Origin of the sequence: Bacillus pumilus (genome assembly GCF_003431975.1) — a bacterium.
Taxonomy (GTDB): domain Bacteria; phylum Bacillota; class Bacilli; order Bacillales; family Bacillaceae; genus Bacillus; species Bacillus pumilus_N.
On the sequence record NZ_CP027116.1, the window covers coordinates 1167958 to 1193055 of the forward strand.

Here is a 25098-nt window from a genome sequence, read left to right on the forward strand (position 1 = left end):
GATAAAGGAGGATTCATAGGTTGTGATCACCATTGATGAGCAAATTACGCGCGATATTCCATTTTTACATATCGTAAAAGCTGAAAATAAAGACAAACCGCTGCCGCTTGTATTTTTTATACACGGATTTACAAGTGCGCGTGAGCACAACTTACACTTCGCCTTTCATTTGGCGGAAAAAGGCATGAGAGTCATTTTGCCTGACTGTGCTTATCATGGTGTAAGGTCAGAAAACCTCAGCTTAGAGGAACTGGCATCAAGGTTCTGGGAAATTGTCCTGAACGAAATACAAGAAATCGATATACTCAAAACATATTTTCAAGAAAAACAATTGATTGAAGCGGATCTGATCGGTGTTGCGGGTACATCCATGGGCGGGATCACCACCTTTGGTGCACTCGCCAAGCATGATTGGATTAAAGCAGCAGTCAGCTTGATGGGGAGTCCGAAATATACGACGTTTCTACAAGCACAAATCATGGACATGCGTCACAAAGGGTTGATGAAAGATGTGACAGATGAAGAGGTCCATCAGCAATTAGACGCCCTGCGCCCTTATGATTTAACGCTGCAAACAGATCGATTAAACAAAAGACCGCTGTTATTCTGGCATGCAGAAAATGATCCAGTTGTCCCTTACCGGCATGCAAAAGCCCTTTATGATGAGTTAACAGCAACTCAATATAAACAAGATCCCCATCTGATTCGTTTTATCACAGATGGACAAGCGGGCCATAAGGTTTCAAGACAAGCAATGTTTGAAACGATTGACTGGTTTGTGACACATCTGAAAAGCACAAACGTTTAGTCAAAAGAAAAAGTACGTTATACTAATGGAAAAGGAGTGGATATCATGGATGAAGCATTGAAAGAAAATATTTTAGGCGCCCTAGAACAGGTGATTGACCCTGAGCTGAATGTCGACATCGTCAACCTTGGACTTGTCTATGATGTCGATCTTGATGAGAATGGAAAAGCAGATATCACCATGACCTTAACATCAATGGGTTGTCCTCTTGCACCAGTTATCGTGGATGAAGTGAAAAAAGCATTAAGTGATCTTCCAGAAGTGAAAGAAACAGAAGTTCACATCGTATGGAATCCACCTTGGACAAGAGACAAAATGTCAAGATACGCAAAGATCGCGCTCGGTATTCAATAAGCACATATGAAAAAGGCCTGGTATGAGTTGAACTCATGCCAGGTTTTTTTTATGAAATATTAAGATGAAGGAAGAGGATGGAATGATATAATGAAAGTAATTTTATAGAACGGAGTACCTATAATGAAACGAAAATGGTTGTGGATCATTGTTTTGATGGGATATGGTGCAGCCTTCTTTGCTTCCGTCAACATACGCGAAGGTCAAGCACACAAAAGACAAGATCTTGAGGCATTTACAGATGTCAGTCATCTCATGCCTGTTAAAATAAAAAAAGTCGTTCAAGGCAAAGAAATAGACACTTTAAAAGAAGTGGTAGAAGAAGCAAAAGTAAAAAATCTGCCGATATCAATAGCCGGCAAACAGCATAGCATGGGCGGACATACATATTATGAAAATGGCATCGTGCTCGATATGACAGAATTCCGCCAATTTTAGCGTTTGATGAAAAAAAGAAAACCATCCGTGTCCAAAGCGGTGCTACATGGGATGATATACAAAGATATGTGAACCCATATGGACTTGCAGTGAAGGTCATGCAATCACAGAACATCTTTACGATTGGCGGTTCCCTTAGTGCCAACGCACATGGACGTGACATTCGCTACGGATCACTCATTGACACCGTTCGTTCTTTCAGACTGTTAAAAGCAGATGGTGAGTTGATCACAGTGAAGCCAGGCGATGAGCTATTTACTGCCGTTATTGGAGGGTATGGGCTCTTTGGTGTCATTTTAGATGTTGAACTTTCCTTAACAAAGGATGAATTATATAAAATGGAGACAACCTCTCTAAATTACGATGAATACACTGATTATTTTCAAAAGCATGTAAAGAACAATAAAGATGTACGCATGCATCTTGCAAGAATCTCAACAGCGAAAACAAACTTTTTGAAAGAGGTGTATGTAACGAACTACTCTCTCTCATCTCACCAAGAGCTCGAACCATATCGAGAGCTAAAGGAAGATCAGCTCGTCATGCCATTGAAATTTATGCTCGGTCTTTCAAGAAGATTTGATATGGGGAAAGATTTGCTATGGAATTTGCAAAAGAAGTATTTCCAAAGTCAAAATGATCAGCTAATCACAAGAAATAATGTGATGCGCTCAGATTCTGCTTTTTTAGACTATGAGAATGAGTCTGATACTGATGTACTACAGGAATATTTCGTCCCAGTCGACCGCTTTCGTGCGTATATCGATGAAATGAGACACTTTTTACAACAGGAAGATTTGAATTTAATGAACATTACGATCCGCTACGTACAAAAAAATGAAAAAGCGGATCTCTCATATGCGAAAGAAGATATGTTTGCACTTGTTCTTTTAGTGAATTATGGTTTTGAGAAAGAAGAGAAGGCAGAAGCAGAGCGGATCATTCGGCAAATGACAGATATCACCCTGCGGCACCATGGGAGCTATTACTTACCGTACATGCCATATCAAACGAAAGCACAAATGAAGCGGGCGTATCCTAAAACCGATGTATTCTTTCAAAAGAAAAAGCAAGCAGATCCGGACGGCAGGTTTATCAATTACTTTTATGAAAGGTACAATACACAATGAATGCAAAAGCAATGAAATGGTTCGTCTACTCACAAAGTCTGCTGTTTTTCGCCAGCAGTTTGATTTTCCCTTTTTACATTCTTTTTATTAAAAATGTTGGATCTAGCTACTCACAGTTTGGTCTTGCCTATGGCCTGTTTGGTTTAAGCGGAGCGTTTATTCATTTACTCCTTGGGAAGCTGCCCGAAACCACTGACAGGCGGCTCTTTTTAATGATTCATTCGTTCGGTATGGCATTTCTTTTGCTGCTATTTCCGCATATAACAGAAGTTGCGCAAGTGTATATGATTCAGCTTGCACTTGGTGCACTAGGCGGCTTTCAAAAGCACGGGGAAAAACTGCTCGTCACGGAACTGACAACAGAGAACAAAAGAATGAAGGAGGTCGGCCGCTATCATTTTTGGACAGCCCTTTTTTCATCGATAGCAATTATGCTAGGCGGCCTGTTTGCTGATTTCTTCACTGTTTATTTCATTTTTTATGCAAGCTCCCTCATATATTTATGCAGTGCGCTCATGGTCATCATGATGAAAAACAAAAAATAAATCCGCATATCTCACGTAGATATGTGGGTTTTTTTATGAAAAAAATGAAAATAAATATTAAATATACAATTGAATTAATTTTTATACATGTTATAATGTTAAATAATTTCACAAAGATCAAGAGGGTGTATTGACGTTGAAAATAGGTATTATAGGTGCTACGGGATACGGTGGTGCGGAATTGGTTCGTATCTTCAAGCACCATCCACATGTGGACGAATGTATATTGTATTCATCAAGTGGTGATGGGCAATTATACAGTCAATCTTATCCGCATCTGACAACTATTGCTGATCAAACATTAAAAGCCATTGATCCTGCTGCCATTGTGCGAGAAACAGATGCTGTGTTTTTAGCGACACCAGCAGGCGTATCAAGCGAACTCACACCGAAGCTCATGAATCAAGGAGTGCCCATCATTGATTTATCAGGTGATTTGCGCATTCAAGACGGTGCAATTTATGAAGCTTGGTATAAACGAAGGGCAGCTGATCAAACATCTGTTCAACAAGCTGTGTACGGATTAGCGGAATTGAATCGTGAAACAATCGAGCAGGCTGAAGTCATTGCAAACCCAGGGTGCTTCCCTACCGCAGTTCTTCTTGGTTTAGCACCGCTGATGAAACAAAATCTAATCGATGAATCTATGATCATTATAGATGCGAAAACAGGGGTGTCTGGTGCGGGGCGATCTGCCTCACTTGGAACACATTTTTCAGAGCTCAACGACAACTTCAAAATTTATAAGGTAAATGAACATCAACATACACCTGAAATAGAGCAAATATTAAGAGAATGGAACCCGCAAACGGCGAATATCACATTTTCAACGCACCTTGTCCCGATGACAAGGGGGATTATGGCGACGATGTATACCCAGCTGAAATCAGATATCACAAAAGAGGAATTGATGAGGCATATGAAAGGCTTTTATGAAGATTCCTATTTTGTCAGAGTGAGAGATCGCGGGGTATATCCGCAAACAAGGGAAGTATACGGCAGTAATTTCTGTGACATTGGCTTTCATTTAGATGAACGTACAGGCAGACTCACGATTGTGTCTGTGATCGACAATCTCATGAAAGGCGCAGCCGGCCAAGCGGTTCAAAACTTCAACATCATCAAAGGCTTAGACGAAGAGGCGGGCCTCACAATGACACCTCTCTATCCATAAGAACAGGGGGAGACAACAAACATGATCGAATTGAATGAAAAAAGCATTGTAAAAATAGACGGTGACGTATCATCACCAAAAGGCTTTGAAGCGAAGGGGATTCATATTGGATTACGCTATTCAAAAAAAGACCTTGGACTCATTGTCAGTGAGGTGCCGGCAGCGAGTGCAGCGGTATATACACAAAGTCACTTTCAAGCTGCACCTCTACAAGTCACTCAGAAAAGCTTAAAAAAGACAGGTCAACTAAAAGGTGTCATTGTCAATAGTGCCATCGCTAATGCATGTACCGGTGAGCAAGGTTTGAAGGACGCATACGAAATGCAGGCAGCCTGCGCAAATATGTTAGGGGTAGAACCTGATGTCATTGCTGTTTCTTCTACTGGTGTCATTGGAGAGTGTCTCGATATGGATAAAGTCAAAAAAGGCATCTCGCAGCTGAAAGAAGCCAAAGCAGGAAATGGGCACTTTGAAGAGGCAATCTTAACGACAGATACAGTCATTAAAAATACAACATACAACTTGACGATAGACGGCAAAGAGGTTCTCATTTCAGGTGCAGCCAAGGGTTCTGGCATGATTCATCCGAACATGGCAACGATGCTTGGCTTCGTGACGACAGATGCAAATGTCGAACAAGAAGCTCTGCAAAATGCACTACGCGACATTACCGATGTGACCTTTAATCAAATTACCGTTGACGGAGAAACATCGACAAACGATATGGTACTCGTCATGGCAAATGGCATGGCAGAAAATGAAGCGCTCAATGAAGAACATCCTGAATGGCCATTGTTCAAAGAAGGATTAAAGCTAGCTTGTGAGGATTTAGCCAAAGAGATTGCAAGAGACGGAGAAGGTGCAACGAAATTAATTGAAGCGCAAGTTGCTGGTGCTAAAAATAACTTAGAAGCCGGCATCATAGCGAAGAAAATCGTCGGTTCAAGTCTAGTGAAAACAGCCGTATACGGCACTGACGCCAATTGGGGGCGTATTGTCGGAGCCATTGGTCATAGTGCAGCTTCCGTCACGCCGGAAGAGGTCGAAGTCTATTTAGGCGGACAATGTCTGTTTAAACATAATGAACCACAGCCATTCTCAGAAGCGGAAGCAAAAGCGTATCTAGAGAAGGATGAGATCACGATTTTAATTCAAATGAATGAGGGAAATGGTAAAGCTGCAGCATGGGGCTGTGACCTTACCTATGATTATGTGAAAATTAACGCGAGCTATCGCACATAATGAAGGAGATAGACATGGATAAAACGATCGTGTTCAAGTGTGGAGGCAGTGTCATTCGAGAACTTTCAGATACTTTTTATGAAAATGTCCGCTCACTTCAAGCTGCTGGATTTAAGCTAGCTATCGTCCATGGTGGAGGTCCTGAAATCACTAGCATGCTGCAAAAATTAGAAGTGAAAACAGAATTTGTTGATGGACAGCGCAAAACAACGAAGCCAGTGTTAGAGGTAGCCGAAATGGTTCTTTCGGGAACGGTCAATAAATACTTTGTGTCAGAGCTCGCAAAGCACGATATCTCATCTGTCGGCGTATCTGGGAAAGATGGACAGATGCTAGTCGCTGATTTTCTTGATCAAGACGTGTACGGGTATGTTGGCGAAATCAAAGAAGTTCATCCAGAGATGGCAGAAGCGTTAATGGAGAAACACTTTATTCCTGTCATTGCACCTCTATCTATGACAGAAGAATGCCAAACGTTAAACGTAAACGCTGATTTAGCAGCATCAGCTGTCGCAGGAGCGATGAAAGCTGATAAGCTCATGTTTGTCACAGATGTGGAAGGCATTTTGAAAAATGGTGAGCTATTAGATGTCGTCACCGAACAAGAAGCTCTCACGCTCATTGATGAAGGCATTATTTCCGGGGGAATGATTCCAAAAGTACAATCCGCTTTAAGTGCTTTATCGGGAGATGTGGATGAAGTCATGATCGTGAATGGCAAAGGCAGTATCTTTACAGGGGAAATCTTTAAAGGAACAAGAATTGTGAAACAAAAGGAGGCGGTCCTGTGAGTCATCTTTTTCAAACGTATGGACGGTGGGATATTGAAATTAAAGAGGCAGCTGGTTCTTGGGCAGTTGATTCAAATGGAAAAAAATATTTAGACTTTATACAAGGGATTGCAGTCACAAATCTCGGTCACAATCACCCAAAGGTCAATCAAGCCATCAAGAAGCAACTTGATCACGTCTGGCATGTATCGAATCTATTTGAAAATGAGCTGCAAGAAAAAGCAGCAGAAAAGCTCGCTGCAAACAGTTCAGGGGATCTTGTGTTTTTCTGCAATAGTGGAGCTGAGGCAAATGAAGGTGCGATTAAATTAGCGCGTAAAGCAACAGGCAAAACAAATATCGTGACATTTTTGCACTCTTTTCATGGGCGCACGTATGCTGGTATGGCTGCAACAGGTCAAGATAAAATTAAAACGGGTTTTGGCCCTATGCTAGAAGGCTTTCATTATGTACCATTTAATGACCCAGCCGCGATGTCAGCGTGTGAAGTCAATGATGTGGCAGCGGTCATGCTAGAGGTTGTGCAGGGGGAAGGTGGAGTAAACCCAGCGACAGCGGAATTTCTAGAAGCCGTTCAAGCGTTTTGCCAAAAGCATGAGGCACTGTTGATTGTAGACGAAATTCAAACGGGGATCGGACGTACAGGAACTGCATTTGCATACGAACAGACGGAACTTGATCCTGACATTATCTCTGCTGCTAAAGGATTAGGAAATGGCTTTCCAGTCGGTGCAGTCATCGGGAAAAAGGCTTTAGGGGATGCATTCTCACCAGGTTCTCACGGAACAACATTTGGTGGAAACATGCTTGCCATGGCCGCTGTGAATGCAACACTTGATGAGATTTTCAAAGAAGCGTTTCTTTCAGCAGTGAAAGAAAAAGGTGCTTACCTATTAGAGAAGCTGCAAGATTTGAAACAGCTAAATATCGTAAAAGAAGTACGGGGAAAAGGATTGATGGCAGGGGTTGAATGTCATCAGCCAGTTGGTGATTATATCACAGCTCTTAGAGAACAAGGGTTACTAGTGCTTCCAGCTGGTCCGAATGTGATTCGTCTATTACCTCCGCTGAATGTAGAAAAAGCAGAAATAGATCAAGCAGTAGAAGCGATAACTCAAGTTTTAGCCAATGAAACCGTACTGGTATAAATTTTTTTACAATAAAACGCATAAAAATGCATGTATATTACTAATTATTCAATTTGGGGTGACACAAGCATGAAAGGTTATTTAAATTTAGAAGATGGAGCCTCTTTTGAAGGAGATCTGACAGGAGAAGCTGGCGCGACAGGTGAAGTGGTTTTCTTTACAGGGATGACAGGTTATCAAGAGGTGCTCACAGATCCTTCCTATAAGGGACAAATCATTGTTTTCACATATCCGCTCATCGGAAATTACGGCATAAATCATGAAGACTTTGAAAGCAAAAAACCACAAGTGAAAGCTGTCGTTGTATATGAAGCGGCTGAACATTTCTCTCATCATCTTGCGGCGGTTAGCTTAAAAGATTATTTACAGAAGTGGAACATTCCGCTTCTGACACATGCAGATACACGTGCAGTCGTACAAAACATCCGGGCAAATGGGACGATGAATGCTGTGATCAGTGTAGACGAAAACGAAACGCCGCCAGGTATGAAACAAGACAATGTGGTCGCACAGGTGACAGAGGAAGAGATCTACACACAAGGCAGCGGCAAGGAACATGTAGTGCTCATTGATTTTGGTTTTAAAAAATCAATTGCAGATTCACTTGAGGCGCGCGGCTGTAAAGTAACCGTCCTTCCGTACAAACAGATGGAAAAGGTGTTTGAGATCAAACCAGATGCGATTCTGCTGTCAAATGGACCTGGAGATCCCAAAACCATGAAGCCATATTTAAACACCATTCATGACATCATGATGACCTTCCCGACACTTGGTATTTGCTTAGGTCATCAATTAATTGCTCTTGCACTTGGCGGGGATACGTATAAGCTGCCATTTGGCCACCGCGGGGCAAATCACCCTGTACAAGATACAGAAACCAAACGTGTCTTCATGACAAGTCAGAATCACAGCTATGTTGTGAATGAAAAAAGCATGAATGACAAAGAAGTAGACGTGAAATTCCTTCATGTCAATGATGGGTCTGTAGAAGGATTCATTCATAAAGAAAAGCTGATTATGTCAGTCCAATTTCATCCAGAAGCACACCCAGGGCCTGCTGAAAGTGAATGGGTATTCGATGATTTTATTGAGAAAGTGAAACAAGCAAGGAGAGAAGTCGCACATGCCTAAAGATCAAAGCATACAAACCATTCTAGTCATCGGGTCTGGTCCAATCATCATTGGTCAGGCAGCAGAATTTGATTACTCAGGAACACAAGGATGTATGGCCTTAAAAGAAGAGGGCTACAAAGTCATTTTAGTTAATAACAACCCAGCAACCATTATGACAGACGAATCATTTGCAGATGAAATCTATTTTGAACCGCTTTCAGTTGATTCAGTGACAAGAATCATTGAAAAGGAAAAACCAGATGGTCTTTTAGCCAACCTTGGCGGACAGACCGCTTTAAACCTTGCTGTCGAGCTCGAAAAAGCCGGTGTGCTGAAAAAGCACGGGGTAACCCTGCTCGGAACGTCAGTTGAAACAATTGAAAACGGTGAAGATCGAGAGAAATTCCGTGCTCTCATGAAGCAGTTGAACGAACCTGTGCCAGATAGTGAAATTGTGGATAATGCGAAAGATGCCCTTCAATTTGCAAAAGAAGTAGGTTTCCCAGTCATCCTAAGACCAGCATACACACTTGGAGGAAAGGGTGGCGGAATTGCTTTAACAGAAGAAGCGTTTAAACCGCTCATTGAAGGAGCCCTTTTAGCGAGCCCGATTCATCAGTGTTTAGTTGAAAAAAGCATCGCTGGCTTTAAAGAAGTCGAATATGAGGTCATGAGAGACCGTCAAAATACGTGCATCACAGTATGTAACATGGAAAATATCGATCCAGTTGGTGTGCATACCGGAGACTCGATTGTCGTTGCACCTTCCCAAACATTAACGGACCAAGATTATCAAATGCTTCGTTCAGCGAGTTTGAAAATCATTTCAGCACTGGATGTAGTTGGCGGTTGTAACATCCAATTCGCCCTTGATCCACTCAGTAAAGAATACTTTGTCATTGAGGTCAATCCTCGGGTCAGCCGTTCATCCGCTCTTGCCTCAAAAGCAACAGGCTATCCGATTGCTAAAATGGCGGCAAAGCTTGCGGTAGGCTATACACTAGACGAACTGAAAAACCCGCTCACAGGCACAACTTATGCTAGTTTTGAGCCGGCACTCGATTATGTCGTCGTGAAATTCCCGCGCTGGCCGTTTGATAAATTTAAGCAGGCAGACCGTCAATTAGGCACAAAAATGAAGGCCACTGGAGAAGTCATGGCGATTGACCGTAATTTAGAGTCAGCCATTCAAAAAGCCGTCGCATCCCTTGAAATGAAAACAAAAGGTTTCTACCTGCCAGAATTGAGAGGACAAACGACTGAACAACTATTTGAACTCATCAAAACACCTGATGATCGTCGTTTTTTCGCTGTAATGGAGCTTCTTTCAAGACAGGAAACGGTTGAAGAGATTCATCAAACGACGAAAATCGATCTATTCTTCTTACATGTATTCAAGAATATGATCACACTCGAACAGGAATTGAAGGAACATGAGGGAACGCTATCCAAAGACACCTTAAAAAAGGTAAAGGAAAAGGGCTTCCTTGATGAAACAATCGCTCTTCTTACAGGGCATAGTGAAGAGGCCATTAGACAGCTTCGTCAAGAATATGGCATTTCGGCTTCATTTAAAATTGTCGACACATGTGCGGCAGAATTTGATGCCAAAACGAACTACTTCTATTCGACATACTTTGGCAAAAGTGATGGAGAGTATCAGAAGAAAACAAAACAGCGTGCACTCATCATTGGCTCTGGTCCGATTCGAATTGGGCAGGGAGTCGAGTTTGATTATAGTGCGGTTCATGGCGTTCTTACCCTGCAAAAGCTTGGATTTGAAACCATTATGATGAACAACAATCCAGAAACGGTCAGTACTGATTATGAGATCGCAGATCGTTTATATTTCGAACCAATTACATTAGAACACATTTTAAATGTGGTGGAAGCAGAGCAAATTGATTTCGTCATCGTTCAATTTGGCGGGCAGACTGCCATCAACGTAGCAGAAGGCCTAGAAAAAGCCGGTGTCACGTTGCTGGGGACATCCTTTGACACGCTAGATGCACTGGAAGATCGTGATTTGTTCTATCAGCTTCTTGATGAACTGAATCTTCCTCATGCAAAAGGAGATACAGCTCATTCAAAAGAAGAAGCACTCACGCATGCCAAAAGCATCGGTTATCCTGTGTTAATTCGCCCATCGTATGTCATTGGCGGAATGGGAATGATAGTTGTCCAGTCAGAAGCGCATTTGACGTCACTGCTTGACGAGCCAGATCATTTGCCGTACCCGATTTTAATTGATGAATATGTCACTGGAAAAGAAGTTGAAGTGGATCTTATTTCTGACGGGAAAACGACCTTCATTCCAACGATCGTGGAGCATATTGAGAAAGCGGGCGTCCACTCAGGTGACAGCTTTGCCATTTTACCAAGTGTCTCCGTCAGTGAAGACATGAAACAGCAAGTGCATACTGCGTCTGAACAAATAGCAAAGAAATTAGCGTTTAAGGGCATTATGAATATCCAATTTGTGATTAAAGGGGATCAAGCGCTCGTACTAGAGGTAAATCCGCGGGCAAGTCGAACAGTTCCAGTTGTCAGCAAGATAATGGGCATTGATATGATTCCGATGGCGACTCAATTATTAGCGGGTGCGACGCTTGCAGAGCTAAACCCTTCAACGAAAAACGAAGGGGGAACAGCGGTCAAATTCCCAGTCTTCTCATCCCATGCCATTCAGGATGTCGACTTAAAGCTGACACCTGAAATGAAAGCGACAGGAGAAGGCATGTGTGTAGGCAAGAACATCGAAAGTGCGTTGAAAAAAGTGTTTGCGTCAATTTGGCATCAGAAAGGCAGCCTCTTTATAAAAGGCAGTGACCAATTGGTAGATGAAGCGAAACAAGCAGGCTTTGACGTCTGGACAGACAGTTTTGAAACTTGGCTGCAACACGAAGACAAATCCCTTCATATCCATTTAGGAGAGGATGAAGAGGCAAAAGAGCAGCGTGTAAAAGCACTCACACATGGCGTCCAAGTCCTAACCGAATATGAAACAGTTCAAGCATTCCTGCAAGGAAAAAATGGAGATGTATCACCAGTATCGCTCCAAGAATTATACAAAAAGGAAGTGACGGCATGAGTCAAGTTGACGTGCAACCGGCATTATACGGAAAAGACTTTTTATCGTTAAAAGATTTCTCAATCAATGACATTGCCTATTTAATTGAAAAAGCAGAAGAAATGAAACAAAACCCATATCAAGATTTATTCAAAGGGAAAACATTAGCGATGATTTTTGAAAAATCGTCCACAAGAACCCGTGTATCGTTTGAAGCAGGAATGACGCAGCTAGGAGGACATGCGCTCTTCCTCAGCTCAAATGATTTGCAAATCGCCAGAGGAGAAACAATCAGTGATACAGCACAGGTACTGTCTGGCTATGTAGATGGCATTATGATTCGAACCTTTGAACATGAGAAGGTCGAGGAGCTGGCGCAATACGCGTCCATTCCGGTCATCAATGGGCTGACTGACTACTCCCACCCATGTCAGGCACTAGCTGATTTATTGACAATTAAAGAAGCAAAAGGAACATTAAAAGGAATTAAAGTAGCCTATATTGGGGATGGAAATAACGTGGCTCACTCCTTGATGGTTGGCTGTGCGCAGCTAGGCTGTGACATTGCCGTTGCATCACCAAAAGGCTATGAACCCCTTCAAGAAGTGACGAGCACGGCACGTGAGTTTGCAAAACAATCAGGCGCAGAAGTCGTGGTTACGACAGATCCTATCGCGGCTGTCCAAGATGCAGATGTCATTTATTCCGATGTGTTTACAAGCATGGGGCAGGAAGCAGAAACAGAGAAACGCCTGGCTGAATTTAAAGAATACCAAGTCAATGACGAACTAATGCGTCATGCAGCAAAGGACTATATTTTCCTTCATTGTCTCCCGGCGCACCGCGGAGAAGAAGTGACGGCAGACATTATTGACGGGCCGCATTCAAAAGTATTTCAGCAGGCAGAAAATCGTCTGCATGTGCAAAAAGCGTTGATCAAAGAGCTCATGTATCAACAAACCAAATAAATGCAAAGTCCCTGACTCGTAGGAGCAGGGACTTTTTGCATAAGGGATAGGAGAGACGTGTGACGGGACATAATAACATCATCGAGAAAGGAGGATGGAAATGGGTCAGCAGCATCAGTTTAAATCAGGGAATAAAGCACCAAATAATGGTGTGTACATTGAGATCGGTGAAACCGGCAGTATGGTGAAAGATCCTTTAAAGATTAAGCTTAAAGCAGGCGACGTCTTTCCGGATAACTCGAACCATAACCGTGTTTGGACTTACCAGAGAAAACCATAAGCAATTGACTAAGAGTCGGTTGGAATAAGTCTTTAGAGGCATGTGTCATGCCTCTTTTTTCTTTATAATAAAAAACAATTAAGTTCAAATTTTCAAATTAATAGTATGAAAAAAAGAGAATATAAGGTAAAATATGTAATTGTAATTAATTTGTTGAAAGGATTTGTGTGATGGAAAAGACGAATCTTAGTGAAAGTGTTTGGAATAAACGCTTCACCTCATTATTCATATCAAGACTCATTAAAAACACAGGAGAAAGTTTTGCTTTTACATCCGTCCTTTGGCTATTAATTTTGAGAGGGGATGGAGCGCTCGGTACAGGACTTCTCCTAGCAGTAACTGTTCTTCCTTCATCTTTGCTAGCCCCAATACTAGGACCTCTTATGAAAAAGCACCATTTGTCTAAATGGATGTTCGCTTCAGACGTCGTTCGAGCAACAATTGTACTCATTATTCCGTTACTGCATTTTTCGCATCTATTGCCTCTATGGTTATTGATCTCATTAATGGTGATTCAATCGGCAACAGGTGCAGCATATAATCCAGCCTCTGTAGCGATTTTACCGCAGATTGTTCCAAAGCATCTGATTCAAAAAGCAAATGCGATCCTGCAATCTTCTTTTGAGATTGTCGCACTTGCAGCGGTTATGGTGGCAGGTCTCTTGGTCAAATTAATTGGTCCTGCAGATACACTGCTTATCACCACTGCCTTATTCATCATATCCGGCCTGTTTATTATCGGTGTTAAACTAAAGAAAACCGATGAAGGAAATGCAGCAGGCATTAAACAAGCAAAGAATACATATTTGTATAACTTAAAAAGAGGTTTTCTCGTCGTCAAAAATCATCACATTTTATTCGCATTAACGCTGTATTGTATTTTAATGAATGTCGCCGCAGCTCCGTGGCAGGCGCTATCTGCTGTATACGTAGCAGAAGCACTGCAAAGCGATTCCATGGTGTATTCCATTTTAAGAGGTGTTGCAGCAGTCGGCGCATTTATGATGGGCTTTGCTCTGGCGAAGGTGAAAATTAAGAGATTTGGTTTGTTCTTTATTGTCGCTGGTATGATTGAAGGGGCTGCATTCTTTATCACAGGAATGAGTACGTGGCTGCCGGTCGTTTTACTTGCTTCCTTTATATTCGGTGCCGCCGTTAGTGCAATCAATGTGCCGGAAATGGTCATTATTCAAACGTCTGTCGACCAGGATGATCAGCCGCAAGTATACGCCGTGATCAATGCTTCATCAAATGTTTTTCTTCCGCTTGCGGCTGTTGTATCAGGCGTTCTGGCAGAAAAATTTGGAGCAGGTCCCGTCATTGCTGGCGGCGGGGTTCTTGAAATTTTATCAGGTATCGCGATTTTCCTGTTTACAGGGCTTGCGAAAAGCCATTTGACAGCAGACAAACAGAAATCCGAAACCGTCGAGGTGTAGACGATCAAAAACCCCCTGTGGCTACAGGGGGTTTTAACGTACCGCTTTTCGATTAAAAAGAAAAAGAGCTAAAATCAACATCATTTTAGCTCTTTTTCAGCAGTCATCTCTTACATGTTAAGAGTGTTTTGTTGAACTTTCCGTTTCTTTCATTGGACTTACTTCAGCAAAGATGAATAAAATAACCGTAAACACCACTGCAAGAATAGAAGTCAAAGTAAAGTCATAAGTAGCGCCATTCATCGAGGCAACGATGTAACCAGCCATATGTGTCAGCAGAAAAGTCCAAATGAGGGTGATAATGTATCGCATAATCCCACCGTCCTTTATGTAACAATCTATTGAATATCATACCATAGATATGAGTGAGGGGAAAAGACTGTTTTAAGCCTTTATGTGACCATTTTAAGATCTTCTGCTATAAAAATAAAAAGAATTCTTCGTCTTTAGGGCATTTCCTTATTCCTGCAAGAGTTGTTGTTCATATCATAGAAAGCAGAATCACTGAAAGGAGGCTGGCCATATGGGTGTAAGCGAACGTTTTTTTCAGCTCGGTTCCCAGTGGAACGTCATTCACCTTCCTCAAAAACCAAATGGCTTTGGCATTCTTATCCTCGGTGACCGAAATCACTTTGTGCAGGAAAATACATCATTCTGGCTTCAGCACTATGGAAGAAACCAGCTTTTAACTGCCTTAAAGGATGAAGGATATACATTGTTTAATAGTCATCTTCACGGGAATCACTGGGGATGCGAAGATGCTGTTTTTAGTGCAAAACAGCTCGTTCATCAGACGTTAAAACAAGAAATATTAAACCGAGAAATTCATGTGCTGGCAGAGGGGATGGGTGCACTCGTTGCCATGAGCCTTGCAGAAGAGATGCCAGAAGTGCTAAGGTCCATTGCGATGGTGAACCCATGCCTGAATCTCTATGCACAACGAGAAAGAGAAAAGGAACACAAATTCTTCTATAAACAGCTGATCAAAGAATTAGCGCAAAGCTACGGCTGCTCTGAAAAGGAAGCGGAAACGTACCCGCTCCCAGCTTGCCCTGTTCATTCTGCTCATGTACCGATCCATATTTGGCAAAGATTAAACGGCGCACCGTATGCATATGAGCTGCATGCAAAGCCTTTTATTGACCAGCATATGAAGGATTCAGAACATTGTCAGATCGATCTCACCTTGCATATGTTTGATCACCCGAGAAGGATCTTTCAATCCATTCACAAGTTTTATAAATCGCATGAAAGAGAATTATGATGAATAGGATGATAACAGCCCTTCATAGAAAGGGCTCTTCTTTTTATTCGATAAGCTAAAAAAGGGGACATGAACATGGAGACAGGATTGATCATAGGGGCAGATGAATTTTTTGGCCTAGCGCTGTGTGAATACATGATGAAAGAGGGCATTCAAGTAGATATCACATGTCCGAATGATCATACAAAAGAGCAAAAGATGTTATTAGAAGAGCGAATGATGTGGCTCGGCAGAAATGATCTTTTCCGTGTCATTGACCTACAGGATGGAAAAGACACGTATGATCTAATCTTTATTCAATCACAGGAACCAGATCAAAGACAGGAAGACATCAAAGCAAGGCAAGGCATCTACCGGATTCTTTGCGAACAACCCGGAGACGAATCGACCAAACAGGATGTGCCGGCTGTGATTCTTCCTCGCATGTTTGGACCATGGACACTTAAAAAAGAAAGAGCCATGCAAGATGATGAAGCGTTTTTTGTAGAAGATGTGGCAAAGGATTTGTTCAAGTGGGCAGCGGGAACGAACCGAATAGAAGAAAAGACACATAAATTGAAAGTTAAAAGACAAACGGATGACAAACAAGCAGAAGAAATGATCGCAGAATGGAAAAGACAAAACTCAACATTTTTCGACAAAAAGCAAGAATGATCTTCCATCTTATCTTTTTTCAGTATAAAATAAACCTATATTTAACATACAGGTTCATGCCTGCATGTGGCAAAGGGAGTTGAACATGGCATGAAGTATCAGCGGCTTGTCATGATCTTTTCGTTCCTTCTCCTATTATCTGCCTGCTCACAGGCACCTTTAAAAGGACATATTGAGAAGGTGGGTTTACTCGTCCCCGATACAATTAATGATCAAGTTTGGGGAACGAAAGGTTATAAAGGCTTATTAAATATTCAATCAACATTTGGTGTAGATGTTTATTATAAGGAAGGAATGGTCGACAAAGAGAAAATCGTTGATGCCATTGAAGAATTCCACAAAAAAGGAGTCAATTTGATTATTGGCCATGGCAATGAATACAGCGAAATTTTCAACTTAATCAGTGAAGATTATCCGAAAACACAATTTATCACGGTAAATGGAAACAAGCCTCAGGCGGACAATGTCACGAATGTGACGTTTAAAGGAGAAGCGATGGGCTTTTTCGGAGGCATGACAGCAGCGCATATGTCAAAAACAAAAAAGATTGGTATTCTTGCTACATATGATTGGCAAAGCGAAGTAGATGGCTTTATCAAAGGTGCAAAATATCAAGATGAACATGTACAAGTGCTGGCTGACTTTGTCGAAAACTGGGATGATGCTGACAAAGCCGTGACGCTCTATCAAAAATTGAAAAAGCAGGGCGTAGATGTTGTGTATCCAGCAGGTGATGGTTATAATATCCCTGTCATTGAACAAATCAAAGCCGATAATTTATCAGCGATCGGATATGTCACCGATCAATCCAATCTCGGCAGTCATACCGTCTTAACAAGCACAGTACAGCATGTGGATAAAGCGTACAGTATTATTGCGAAGAAGTTTAATGAAGGCAAGCTAAATGAACAGGATGAGTACTCCTTTGACTTTAAAGAAGGAGTGATCGAAATGGGTAAATTTAGTTCCACCATTGACCGTGCTTTTGTGAAAGACATTGAAAGTGATATTGCTTCTTACAAAAAAACTGGCAAACTGCCAAATGAAAAGTGAGGATACGACGATGCAGCACGAAAAATCGATGGAGTTTTTACAAATTGCCATGAAATATTTTCCGAAGGCAAAAGAAGAATTAGATAAAGTAGGTATTCAGCTTGACCCAGAAGCTCTTCAACCGCTTCTATCATTGTTTACATCTGTCATGCAAGAGGCATATGAGCTTGGAAAAGCAGATGCAGAATCAGAAAAAGCCACAGAATAGTGGCTTTTTTTCATGATAATTTTTTCTTGAAGGCACTAATCATTGGACCAACATCTTTAAACACAGGCTTCAGCTCATCGATGGAGTTCATAATGTTTCCAATTTGATTCATGACATGCATGTAGTCAATGGAGTCTTCACTTGAAGATGTCTCCACACGTTCCTCCTTTGCTTCTGTCTTGCTTTTCTCCTTTTCAAGCGGCTGACCAAACATCATAGCTGAGAAAATATCTTTTTGCGCCATATCACATGTTCCTTTCTACTAATGGTATATCAATACTCTATGAAAAATGTGAGAGGAAAGGTTAGACGTTTGTATTGCCAAGGAGAAAAAAATAAGGTAAAATTAGTACCAGATACTAATATAAGATCACAATATCACATGCTCGTATGAGTAAAAGGAGTCTTATTCAATGAATGCTGGAATTATTGGCCTTGGCCGCTATATACCTGAAAAAGTATTAACAAATCATGATTTAGAAAAAATGGTTGAAACTTCTGACGAGTGGATTCGTACTAGAACAGGTATAGAAGAAAGAAGAATTGCTTCTGATGATGTCAATACATCTCATATGGCGCTCGCTGCTGCAAAAAAAGCATTAGCTGAAGCAGATGTGGCTGCAGAAGATATCGATATGATTCTTGTGGCGACAGTCACGCCAGATCAAGCATTTCCGACAGTCGCTTGTATGATTCAAGAGCAGCTCGGTGCACATAAAGCATGTGCAATGGATATTAGCGCTGCGTGTGCTGGCTTTATGTATGGGCTTGTTACTGGAAAACAATTTATCGAATCAGGAACTTTCAAGCACGTGCTTGTCGTTGGCGTTGAAAAACTTTCTCGCATTACCGACTGGGATGACCGCAATACAGCTGTTTTGTTTGGAGATGGAGCTGGAGCTGCCGTGTTAGGAGAAGTCAGCGAAGGCAAAGGAATTCTGTCATTTGAACTTGGAGCCGATGGAAGCGGCGGGAAGCACTTGTACTTAGATGAAAAAGATCATACAATCATGAATGGACGAGAAGTATTTAAATTTGCTGTAAGACAAATGGGCGAGTCAAGTGTGAATGTCATCGAAAAAGCTGGACTATCAAAAGAAGACGTTGATTTCTTGATCCCTCATCAAGCAAATATTCGTATTATGGAAGCAGCACGTGAACGCTTAGAGCTTCCGGTTGAAAAAATGTCGAAGACGGTCCATAAATATGGAAACACATCAGCAGCATCCATTCCAATTTCACTATGTGAAGAAATCGAAGCCGGAAAAATTCATGACGGTGATGTGATTGTAATGGTTGGTTTTGGTGGCGGATTAACGTGGGGCGCAATCGCTATGCGATGGGGCCGATAAAAGAGTGAGGTGCACAGATTAATGGATAAAAAACGAGTAGTTGTTACAGGATTAGGTGCTTTGACACCTCTTGGCAACGATGTAGAGTCAACATGGAAAAATGCTTTAGCTGGTGTATCAGGAGTTGGACCAATCACACGTGTCGATTCAAGTGAATATACCGCTAAAGTGGCTGCAGAACTAAAAGATTTTAACATTGAAGATTACATGGAGAAAAAAGAAGCGCGAAAAATGGCACGCTTTACGCAATATGCAGTTGTTGCTGCTCAAAAGGCTTTAGAAGATTCACGTCTTGAAATCACAGATGAAATCGCACCGCGTGTTGGTGTATGGGTGGGCTCTGGAATTGGCGGACTTGAAACATTTGAAGAGCAGTTTGAAGTGTATTCAAATAAAGGGGCAAGACGCGTAAGCCCATTCTTCGTCCCAATGATGATTCCAGATATGGCAACAGGCCAAATTTCAATTGCACTTGGCGCAAAAGGAGTTAACTCTTGTACTGTCACAGCATGTGCAACAGGTACAAACTCAATTGGTGATGCATTTAAGGTCATTCAGCGCGGAGATGCAGATGCGATGATCACAGGCGGAACAGAAGCGCCATTAACAAAAATGTCGTTTGCTGGCTTCTGTGCGAACAAAGCCCTTTCGACAAATCCTGATCCGAAGACAGCAAGCCGTCCATTTGACAAAAACCGTGACGGATTTGTGATGGGTGAGGGTGCTGGAGTTATCGTTCTTGAAGAATTAGAGCATGCGTTAAAACGTGGTGCGACGATCTATGCAGAAATTGTTGGATATGGTTCAACTGGAGATGCGTATCATATTACAGCACCAGCTCCAAACGGAGAAGGCGGCGTTCGCGCAATGAAGGAAGCTCTTCGGGATGCTGGTTTGTCTGTGGAAGAAATTGATTATATCAATGCTCACGGAACAAGCACACCTTACAATGATAAATTTGAAACAATGGCGATTAAAGAAGTGTTCGGAGAGCATGCGAATCAGCTTGCCATCAGTTCGACAAAATCTATGACAGGTCACTTACTTGGCGCAGCAGGTGGAGTAGAAGCTATTTTCTCTGTTCTTGCAATCAAAGACAGTGTCATTCCTCCAACCATTAACCTTGAAACACCGGATGAAGAATGTGATCTTGATTATGTGGCGAATGAAGCACGTTCAAAAGAAGTACAAGTGGCTTTAAGTAACTCACTTGGTTTCGGCGGACATAATGCGACAATTATCTTTAAAAAATACGAAGCGTAATATTTCCTAAAAAAGCGGCGATCCATAAACAGATCGCCGCTTTTTTGCATATGATGAAAATGGAGGTGTTTAGCGGTATGGGTCTAGTCAATACACAATATCTCATTCATCAATCATCATCATTTCAGGAGCTTGCGACGCGCTTTGTTCCTTATTTTAAAGGGGCGGAGGAAAAGGAATGGTCCTCTATTCTCTCTCACCTGCAGCATCATGGCATGATTCGATCCTTTAGACCGTGCAAAGACATGATCGACAAGCTCAAAGAAAAAGGGTACTTCCAGCTCGTCATGAAAGAATACCAAACGCTACAAAAGCAGTGGAAAGGTCCAGACATTCCGGTCTTTATTTTACCAGTCAATGAGAGCAGCAGAGAAATTAGAGAGCAATTTTACTATCAATCCGGTATGGCATTTGACGATAAGGTTTTTCTCTTTTTGTCGCCAAATACCCCGAAAGAACGTATCGGTACATTAATGACTCATGAATATCATCATGTATGCAGGTTGCATTTTCTCACAAAAGAAGAAAAAGATTTTACATTCCTTGATACAATCATCATGGAGGGGCTCGCTGAATATGCTGTGTATCATAGATACGGAAATAGCTATACAGCTAAATGGACGACACTCTATGACGAAACGCAGCTTCAGCGCATGTATAAGAAATGGGTATCCAGTCATCTTGATCAAAAAGTGCAGGACGACGAAAGGCTGATACAGAACCTCCTTTATGGAAAAGGGAACTACCCCAAAATGCTTGGTTACACCACTGGCTTTTACATCGTCAAAAAGTATTTCAGTGAGCACCGAATCAGCGAGGAGTCAATGATTGCAGAGCCGGCTGAAACTTTTTTAAAGGCGATAGACTCATGGAGTAAATAAAACACATAAAAAGTGACATATTACAAATTTACTAAATACTGCTTGATTTCGTCATAACAATGTAATAATATACAAATATAAATTTTGATAATTCTTTTTATTCTAAAAACATGGAATATTTTATTCGATTCTATTGATCTATCGAGAAAGGGGCGAATGAATGAGCACGCTACTTGAAGTGCAAAATTTAAAAACATATTTTTTTAGAAAAAAAGAGCCTATACCTGCTGTTGATGGCGTTGATTTCAGCATTAGCAAAGGAGAAACTGTTGCACTTGTCGGTGAGTCTGGGTCTGGTAAAAGCATTACGTCCTTATCCATTATGGGTTTGATTAACGGTACTGGTGGAAAAATAATGGACGGTTCCATCAAGCTTGATGGGAAGGACCTTGTTACATATGGAGAAAAGGAATTATGCAGCATTCGTGGTAATGACGTATCTATGATCTTTCAGGAACCTATGACCTCACTTAACCCTGTCCTAACCATCGGGGAGCAAATAACAGAAATCCTCATTTACCACAAAAAACTTTCAAAAAAAGAAGCGACCAAAAAGGCGATTGATCTGCTGAAGCTTGTTGGTTTTTCCAGGCCAGAACAAATTATCAAAGATTATCCGCACCGTTTATCAGGCGGCATGCGGCAAAGAGTGATGATTGCCATTGCGCTAAGCTGTGATCCGAAGCTTCTCATTGCAGATGAACCGACGACTGCCCTAGATGTAACGATACAAGCCCAGGTACTCACATTGATGAAAGATTTATGCTCGACATTTGGTACATCGATCCTTCTCATTACTCATGATTTAGGTGTCGTGTCTGAAGTGGCAGATCGAGTGATTGTCATGTACTGCGGACAGGTTGTTGAAAATGGGACCGTCGAAGAGTTATTTGATGAGCCGCTACATCCATACACAGAAGGGCTGCTTGAATCGATTCCTGTCATTGACGGAGAGATACAGCCTTTAACGGCGATCAAAGGGAATGTCCCTGCGCCAGATCAGCTTCCAGCCGGCTGCCGCTTTGCTCCAAGATGTCCGAAAGTGATGGAGCGCTGTCTAGGAGAACTGCCCAAGCTGAGGACATTTGAAAATGGCAGAAGCGTCAGATGCTTCTTATATGAGGAGGCAGATCAAGCATGACCCTTGCTCAAAATCAACCACAGGCAACAGATCTAACAGAGAAAGAAACCATCCTTGAACTGAAACAGATCAAAAAACATTTTCCGATTAAAGCGGGCGTCTTTCAGAAAAAAGTCGGCGCAGTCAAAGCTGTTGACGGCATAGATTTGAAGATTTATAGAGGTGAAACGTTAGGGATAGTTGGGGAATCAGGATGCGGTAAATCGACATTAGGCCGGACAATGATTCGTTTATATGAGCCAACTGAAGGTCAAATCCTTTTTAAAGGGCAAGACATCTCCCGCGTATCAGAATCAATGCTAAGACAATCAACACGAAAAAACATCCAAATGGTTTTTCAAGATCCCTATGCATCACTCAACCCTAGAAAAACACTTCGAAGCATCATCAAAGAACCCTACAAAACACATCACTTATATTCCTTAAAAGAAAGAAATGAAAAAGTAGAACAGCTTTTATCAAAGGTGGGTCTTCACCCGAGCTTTGCAAACCGCTACCCCCATGAATTTTCTGGTGGGCAGAGGCAGCGAATCGGTATCGCTCGTGCGCTTGCTATGAATCCCGAAATGATCATCGCAGATGAGCCGGTATCAGCACTTGATGTATCCATTCAGGCACAGGTCATTAATTTGATGGAGGAGCTTCAGGAGGAGTTTGACCTGACGTATCTATTTATCTCTCACGATTTAAGTGTAGTCAGACACATTAGTGATAGAGTGGGCGTCATGTATCTTGGCAAAATGATGGAGCTTGCCGATAAGCACAGCCTGTACGATGAGCCGCTCCATCCATATACACAAGCACTTCTTTCATCCGTTCCAGTTACCCGTAAAAAAGGCCAGGTCAAAAGAGAACGAATCATGCTTCAAGGCGATCTGCCAAGTCCTGCAAATCCGCCAAAAGGCTGCGTGTTCCACACAAGGTGCCCGCATGCGAAACAAATTTGTAAAGAAAAAATACCAGCATTTCAGGAATTAAAAACGAACCATTTTGTTGCCTGCCACCTCTACGACGCTTAATCAGCTTGTATGAGTTCATCTTTGAGAGGGGGATGAAGCAGCATCTGTCGTTATTTCTAAAAAAGAATAGGGGGAATTGGATATGAAAGGTAGAAATCGAAAATCCATTTTGGTCAGTTTACTACTGATCTTTACACTCATACTGGCAGCTTGCTCTAGTGGGAATAAAACATCTGGAGACAGTGAAAAGAAATCAACTGGTAAACCTGTACAAGGCGGAGACCTTGTGATCGGTTCCATCGCAGAACCAACATTATTTAACTCGCTTTATTCAACAGATGTGGCAAGCTCTGATATTGAAGAAAGAATCTACAGCTTCTTACTTCAAACTGACGGAAAGCTGAACCCACAGCTGTCGCTGGCAGAAGATATTAAAGAATCCGATGATGGCAAGCAGTTTGATGTAACCATTAGAAAAGGCGTGAAGTTTCATGATGGTGAAGAACTGACGGCTGATGATGTTGTGTTTACATACAGCATTCCGATCAATAAGGACTACAACGGGGAGCGCGGATCAGGATTTGAAGTATTAGAATCTGTTAAAAAGACAGGGGATTACTCAATCGAATTCAAGCTCAATAAAAAAGATCCCTATTTCTATAATGTCACTCTAGGAAGCTATGGCATTTTGCCTAAGCATATATTAGGTGATGTGCCTGTAAAGGATCTCGGTGAAAATGAATTTAACCGAAAAAAACCAATTGGGTCAGGTCCATTTAAATTTGCTGAGTGGAAAGAGGGGGACTACGTCAAACTAGAAGCGTTTGACGATTATTGGGATGGACGTCCTTACCTTGATACCGTCACAATTAAAACCATTCCTGATCAGAATGCAGCGATTGCCCAACTGTCAGCAGGGGATATTGATTTCTTTGCTGTACCGGGATCCGAGCTGCAAACAGCCGAAAAAGTGAGCAACATTAAAATTGAATCTGATCTAGGGCTCAATTATTCATACATTGGCTGGAACCAGAAAAATGAACTCTTTAAAAGTAAAAAGGTCCGCCAAGCACTGACGCATGCCATTGATCGCCAAACGATTGTTGATCAAGTGTTAGATGGAGACGGCAAAGTAGCCAACATTCCAGAAAGTCCGCTTTCATGGAACTATCCAAAGAACGAAAGTGTTCCCGTGTTTGAATTTGATCAAGAAAAAGCGAAAAAGATGCTGAAAGAAGAGGGCTGGGAGGACACAGATGGAGACGGCTATCTTGATAAGGACGGCAAGAAATTCTCCTTTGTCATAAAGACGAACCAAGGAAATAAAGTTCGTGAAGACATTGCTGTCGTTGTCCAGCAGCAGCTCAAAGAAATCGGTGTGGAAGCGAAGCCGCAAATTGTGGAATTCAGTGCACTCATTGAGCAGACGACACCGCCTAAGTGGGATTATGATGCGTTGCTTCTCGGCTGGAGCCTTGCCACATTCCCAGATCAATTCAGTATCTTCCACTCGAGCCAGTCAGAAAAAGGCTTGAATAACATTTGGTATAAAAATGAAGAGGTCGACAAGCTGTTAGTCGATGCTAAAAATTTAAGCGATCGAAAAGATTATTCAAAGGCATATGAAAAAATTTATCAACTGATCGCAGAGGATCAGCCATATACGTTCCTTTACTATGCAAACTCACATCGCGCGATGCCATCTAATCTCCAAGGCTACTCTTACCACCCGAAAGATGAGTATTACAAAATCGAGAAATGGTGGATTGAACAGTAGGCTGTTAGCGAAGAAGGGGGCTTCTCCCCTTTCAGCGTGAAGATAATTC

Annotated in this window: 24 protein-coding genes and 1 pseudogene; 23 read left to right on the plus strand and 2 right to left on the minus strand. The window is 41.9% G+C overall.

The annotated features are described in order from the left end of the window. Positions 1 to 22 precede the first annotated feature (22 nt). From C5695_RS05855 to C5695_RS05915, 13 genes and pseudogenes are all read left to right on the plus strand, one after another. On the plus strand, positions 23 to 808 hold the full coding sequence (locus C5695_RS05855; protein WP_117729926.1) for an alpha/beta fold hydrolase: 786 nt from the start codon (positions 23 to 25) through the stop codon (positions 806 to 808). Between the two features lie 45 nt (positions 809 to 853). Next, complete coding sequence (locus C5695_RS05860; protein WP_003211530.1) at positions 854 to 1162, plus strand: metal-sulfur cluster assembly factor; 309 nt, start codon at positions 854 to 856, stop codon at positions 1160 to 1162. A 123-nt stretch (positions 1163 to 1285) separates the two neighbouring features. Next, positions 1286 to 2730: pseudogene (locus tag C5695_RS05865) on the plus strand (FAD-binding protein). Continuing rightward, the gene (locus tag C5695_RS05870; RefSeq protein WP_117729927.1) at positions 2727 to 3275 is read left to right on the plus strand and encodes an MFS transporter; all 549 of its coding nucleotides are present in this window, start codon (positions 2727 to 2729) and stop codon (positions 3273 to 3275) included. Before C5695_RS05865 ends, C5695_RS05870 begins: the two are co-directional and overlap by 4 nt. Positions 3276 to 3411: 136 nt before the next feature. Beyond that, positions 3412 to 4449 carry an N-acetyl-gamma-glutamyl-phosphate reductase gene (gene argC / locus C5695_RS05875; protein ID WP_187441790.1) on the plus strand — a complete coding sequence of 346 codons (1038 nt, stop codon included), beginning with the start codon at positions 3412 to 3414 and terminating at the stop codon, positions 4447 to 4449. Positions 4450 to 4470: 21 nt separating this feature from the next. Beyond that, positions 4471 to 5691, plus strand: a complete 1221-nt coding sequence (argJ, locus tag C5695_RS05880; RefSeq protein WP_117729929.1) for a bifunctional ornithine acetyltransferase/N-acetylglutamate synthase — start codon at positions 4471 to 4473, stop codon at positions 5689 to 5691. A gap of 14 nt (positions 5692 to 5705) precedes the next feature. After that, positions 5706 to 6482, plus strand: coding sequence for an acetylglutamate kinase (argB, locus tag C5695_RS05885; protein WP_117729930.1), 777 nt, complete (start codon positions 5706 to 5708; stop codon positions 6480 to 6482). Then, positions 6479 to 7630: an acetylornithine transaminase gene (locus C5695_RS05890; RefSeq protein WP_117729931.1), complete on the plus strand. Its 1152-nt coding sequence runs from the start codon at positions 6479 to 6481 to the stop codon at positions 7628 to 7630. The genes argB and C5695_RS05890 overlap by 4 nt, the downstream gene beginning before the upstream one ends. A gap of 69 nt (positions 7631 to 7699) precedes the next feature. Beyond that, a complete protein-coding gene (locus C5695_RS05895) occupies positions 7700 to 8761 on the plus strand; it encodes a carbamoyl phosphate synthase small subunit (RefSeq protein WP_117729932.1) in 1062 nt (353 codons plus the stop codon). Continuing rightward, positions 8754 to 11834 carry a carbamoyl-phosphate synthase (glutamine-hydrolyzing) large subunit gene (locus C5695_RS05900; RefSeq protein WP_117729933.1) on the plus strand — a complete coding sequence of 1027 codons (3081 nt, stop codon included), beginning with the start codon at positions 8754 to 8756 and terminating at the stop codon, positions 11832 to 11834. The genes C5695_RS05895 and C5695_RS05900 overlap by 8 nt, the downstream gene beginning before the upstream one ends. Next, entirely contained in the window at positions 11831 to 12781 is a 951-nt protein-coding gene (gene argF / locus C5695_RS05905) for an ornithine carbamoyltransferase (protein ID WP_117729934.1), read from the plus strand. Before C5695_RS05900 ends, argF begins: the two co-directional genes overlap by 4 nt. A gap of 100 nt (positions 12782 to 12881) precedes the next feature. Continuing rightward, positions 12882 to 13061, plus strand: a complete 180-nt coding sequence (locus C5695_RS05910) for a YjzC family protein (RefSeq protein WP_008348517.1) — start codon at positions 12882 to 12884, stop codon at positions 13059 to 13061. A gap of 170 nt (positions 13062 to 13231) precedes the next feature. After that, complete coding sequence (locus C5695_RS05915) at positions 13232 to 14497, plus strand: MFS transporter (RefSeq protein WP_117729935.1); 1266 nt, start codon at positions 13232 to 13234, stop codon at positions 14495 to 14497. A 117-nt stretch (positions 14498 to 14614) separates the two neighbouring features. On the opposite strand, the gene C5695_RS05920 is transcribed toward C5695_RS05915, so the two are convergent. Beyond that, positions 14615 to 14809: a YjzD family protein gene (locus tag C5695_RS05920; protein ID WP_117729936.1), complete on the minus strand. Its 195-nt coding sequence runs from the start codon at positions 14807 to 14809 to the stop codon at positions 14615 to 14617. Between the two features lie 211 nt (positions 14810 to 15020). Here C5695_RS05920 and C5695_RS05925 point away from each other — a divergent pair, with 211 nt between their 5' ends. The 4 genes from C5695_RS05925 (at position 15021) to C5695_RS05940 (ending at position 17676) form a co-directional block, all read left to right on the plus strand. Then, positions 15021 to 15761, plus strand: coding sequence for an alpha/beta fold hydrolase (locus C5695_RS05925; protein WP_117729937.1), 741 nt, complete (start codon positions 15021 to 15023; stop codon positions 15759 to 15761). A gap of 75 nt (positions 15762 to 15836) precedes the next feature. After that, positions 15837 to 16415, plus strand: a complete 579-nt coding sequence (locus C5695_RS05930; protein ID WP_117729938.1) for a nad binding enzyme — start codon at positions 15837 to 15839, stop codon at positions 16413 to 16415. Positions 16416 to 16505: 90 nt separating this feature from the next. Continuing rightward, positions 16506 to 17468, plus strand: coding sequence for a BMP family ABC transporter substrate-binding protein (locus C5695_RS05935; RefSeq protein ID WP_117729939.1), 963 nt, complete (start codon positions 16506 to 16508; stop codon positions 17466 to 17468). Positions 17469 to 17478: 10 nt separating this feature from the next. After that, complete coding sequence (locus C5695_RS05940; RefSeq protein WP_117729940.1) at positions 17479 to 17676, plus strand: ComZ family protein; 198 nt, start codon at positions 17479 to 17481, stop codon at positions 17674 to 17676. Positions 17677 to 17686: 10 nt separating this feature from the next. Here C5695_RS05940 and C5695_RS05945 read toward each other — a convergent pair whose 3' ends face one another. Continuing rightward, the gene (locus C5695_RS05945) at positions 17687 to 17920 is read right to left on the minus strand and encodes a hypothetical protein (protein ID WP_117729941.1); all 234 of its coding nucleotides are present in this window, start codon (positions 17918 to 17920) and stop codon (positions 17687 to 17689) included. Positions 17921 to 18089: 169 nt separating this feature from the next. On the opposite strand from C5695_RS05945, the gene C5695_RS05950 reads away from it, so the two are divergent. From C5695_RS05950 to C5695_RS05975, 6 genes are all read left to right on the plus strand, one after another. Continuing rightward, a complete protein-coding gene (locus C5695_RS05950; RefSeq protein ID WP_117729942.1) occupies positions 18090 to 19028 on the plus strand; it encodes a beta-ketoacyl-ACP synthase III in 939 nt (312 codons plus the stop codon). 21 nt (positions 19029 to 19049) lie between these two features. Then, complete coding sequence (gene fabF, locus C5695_RS05955; RefSeq protein ID WP_117729943.1) at positions 19050 to 20291, plus strand: beta-ketoacyl-ACP synthase II; 1242 nt, start codon at positions 19050 to 19052, stop codon at positions 20289 to 20291. 77 nt (positions 20292 to 20368) lie between these two features. Continuing rightward, positions 20369 to 21172 (plus strand): DUF2268 domain-containing putative Zn-dependent protease, encoded by an 804-nt coding sequence (locus tag C5695_RS05960; protein WP_117729944.1) that lies wholly within the window; start codon positions 20369 to 20371, stop codon positions 21170 to 21172. 160 nt (positions 21173 to 21332) lie between these two features. After that, positions 21333 to 22313 (plus strand): ABC transporter ATP-binding protein, encoded by a 981-nt coding sequence (locus C5695_RS05965; RefSeq protein ID WP_117729945.1) that lies wholly within the window; start codon positions 21333 to 21335, stop codon positions 22311 to 22313. Beyond that, positions 22310 to 23332, plus strand: coding sequence for an ABC transporter ATP-binding protein (locus C5695_RS05970; protein WP_117729946.1), 1023 nt, complete (start codon positions 22310 to 22312; stop codon positions 23330 to 23332). The genes C5695_RS05965 and C5695_RS05970 overlap by 4 nt, the downstream gene beginning before the upstream one ends. An 82-nt stretch (positions 23333 to 23414) precedes the next feature. Further along, positions 23415 to 25049 carry a peptide-binding protein gene (locus tag C5695_RS05975; RefSeq protein ID WP_117729947.1) on the plus strand — a complete coding sequence of 545 codons (1635 nt, stop codon included), beginning with the start codon at positions 23415 to 23417 and terminating at the stop codon, positions 25047 to 25049. Positions 25050 to 25098 lie beyond the last annotated feature (49 nt).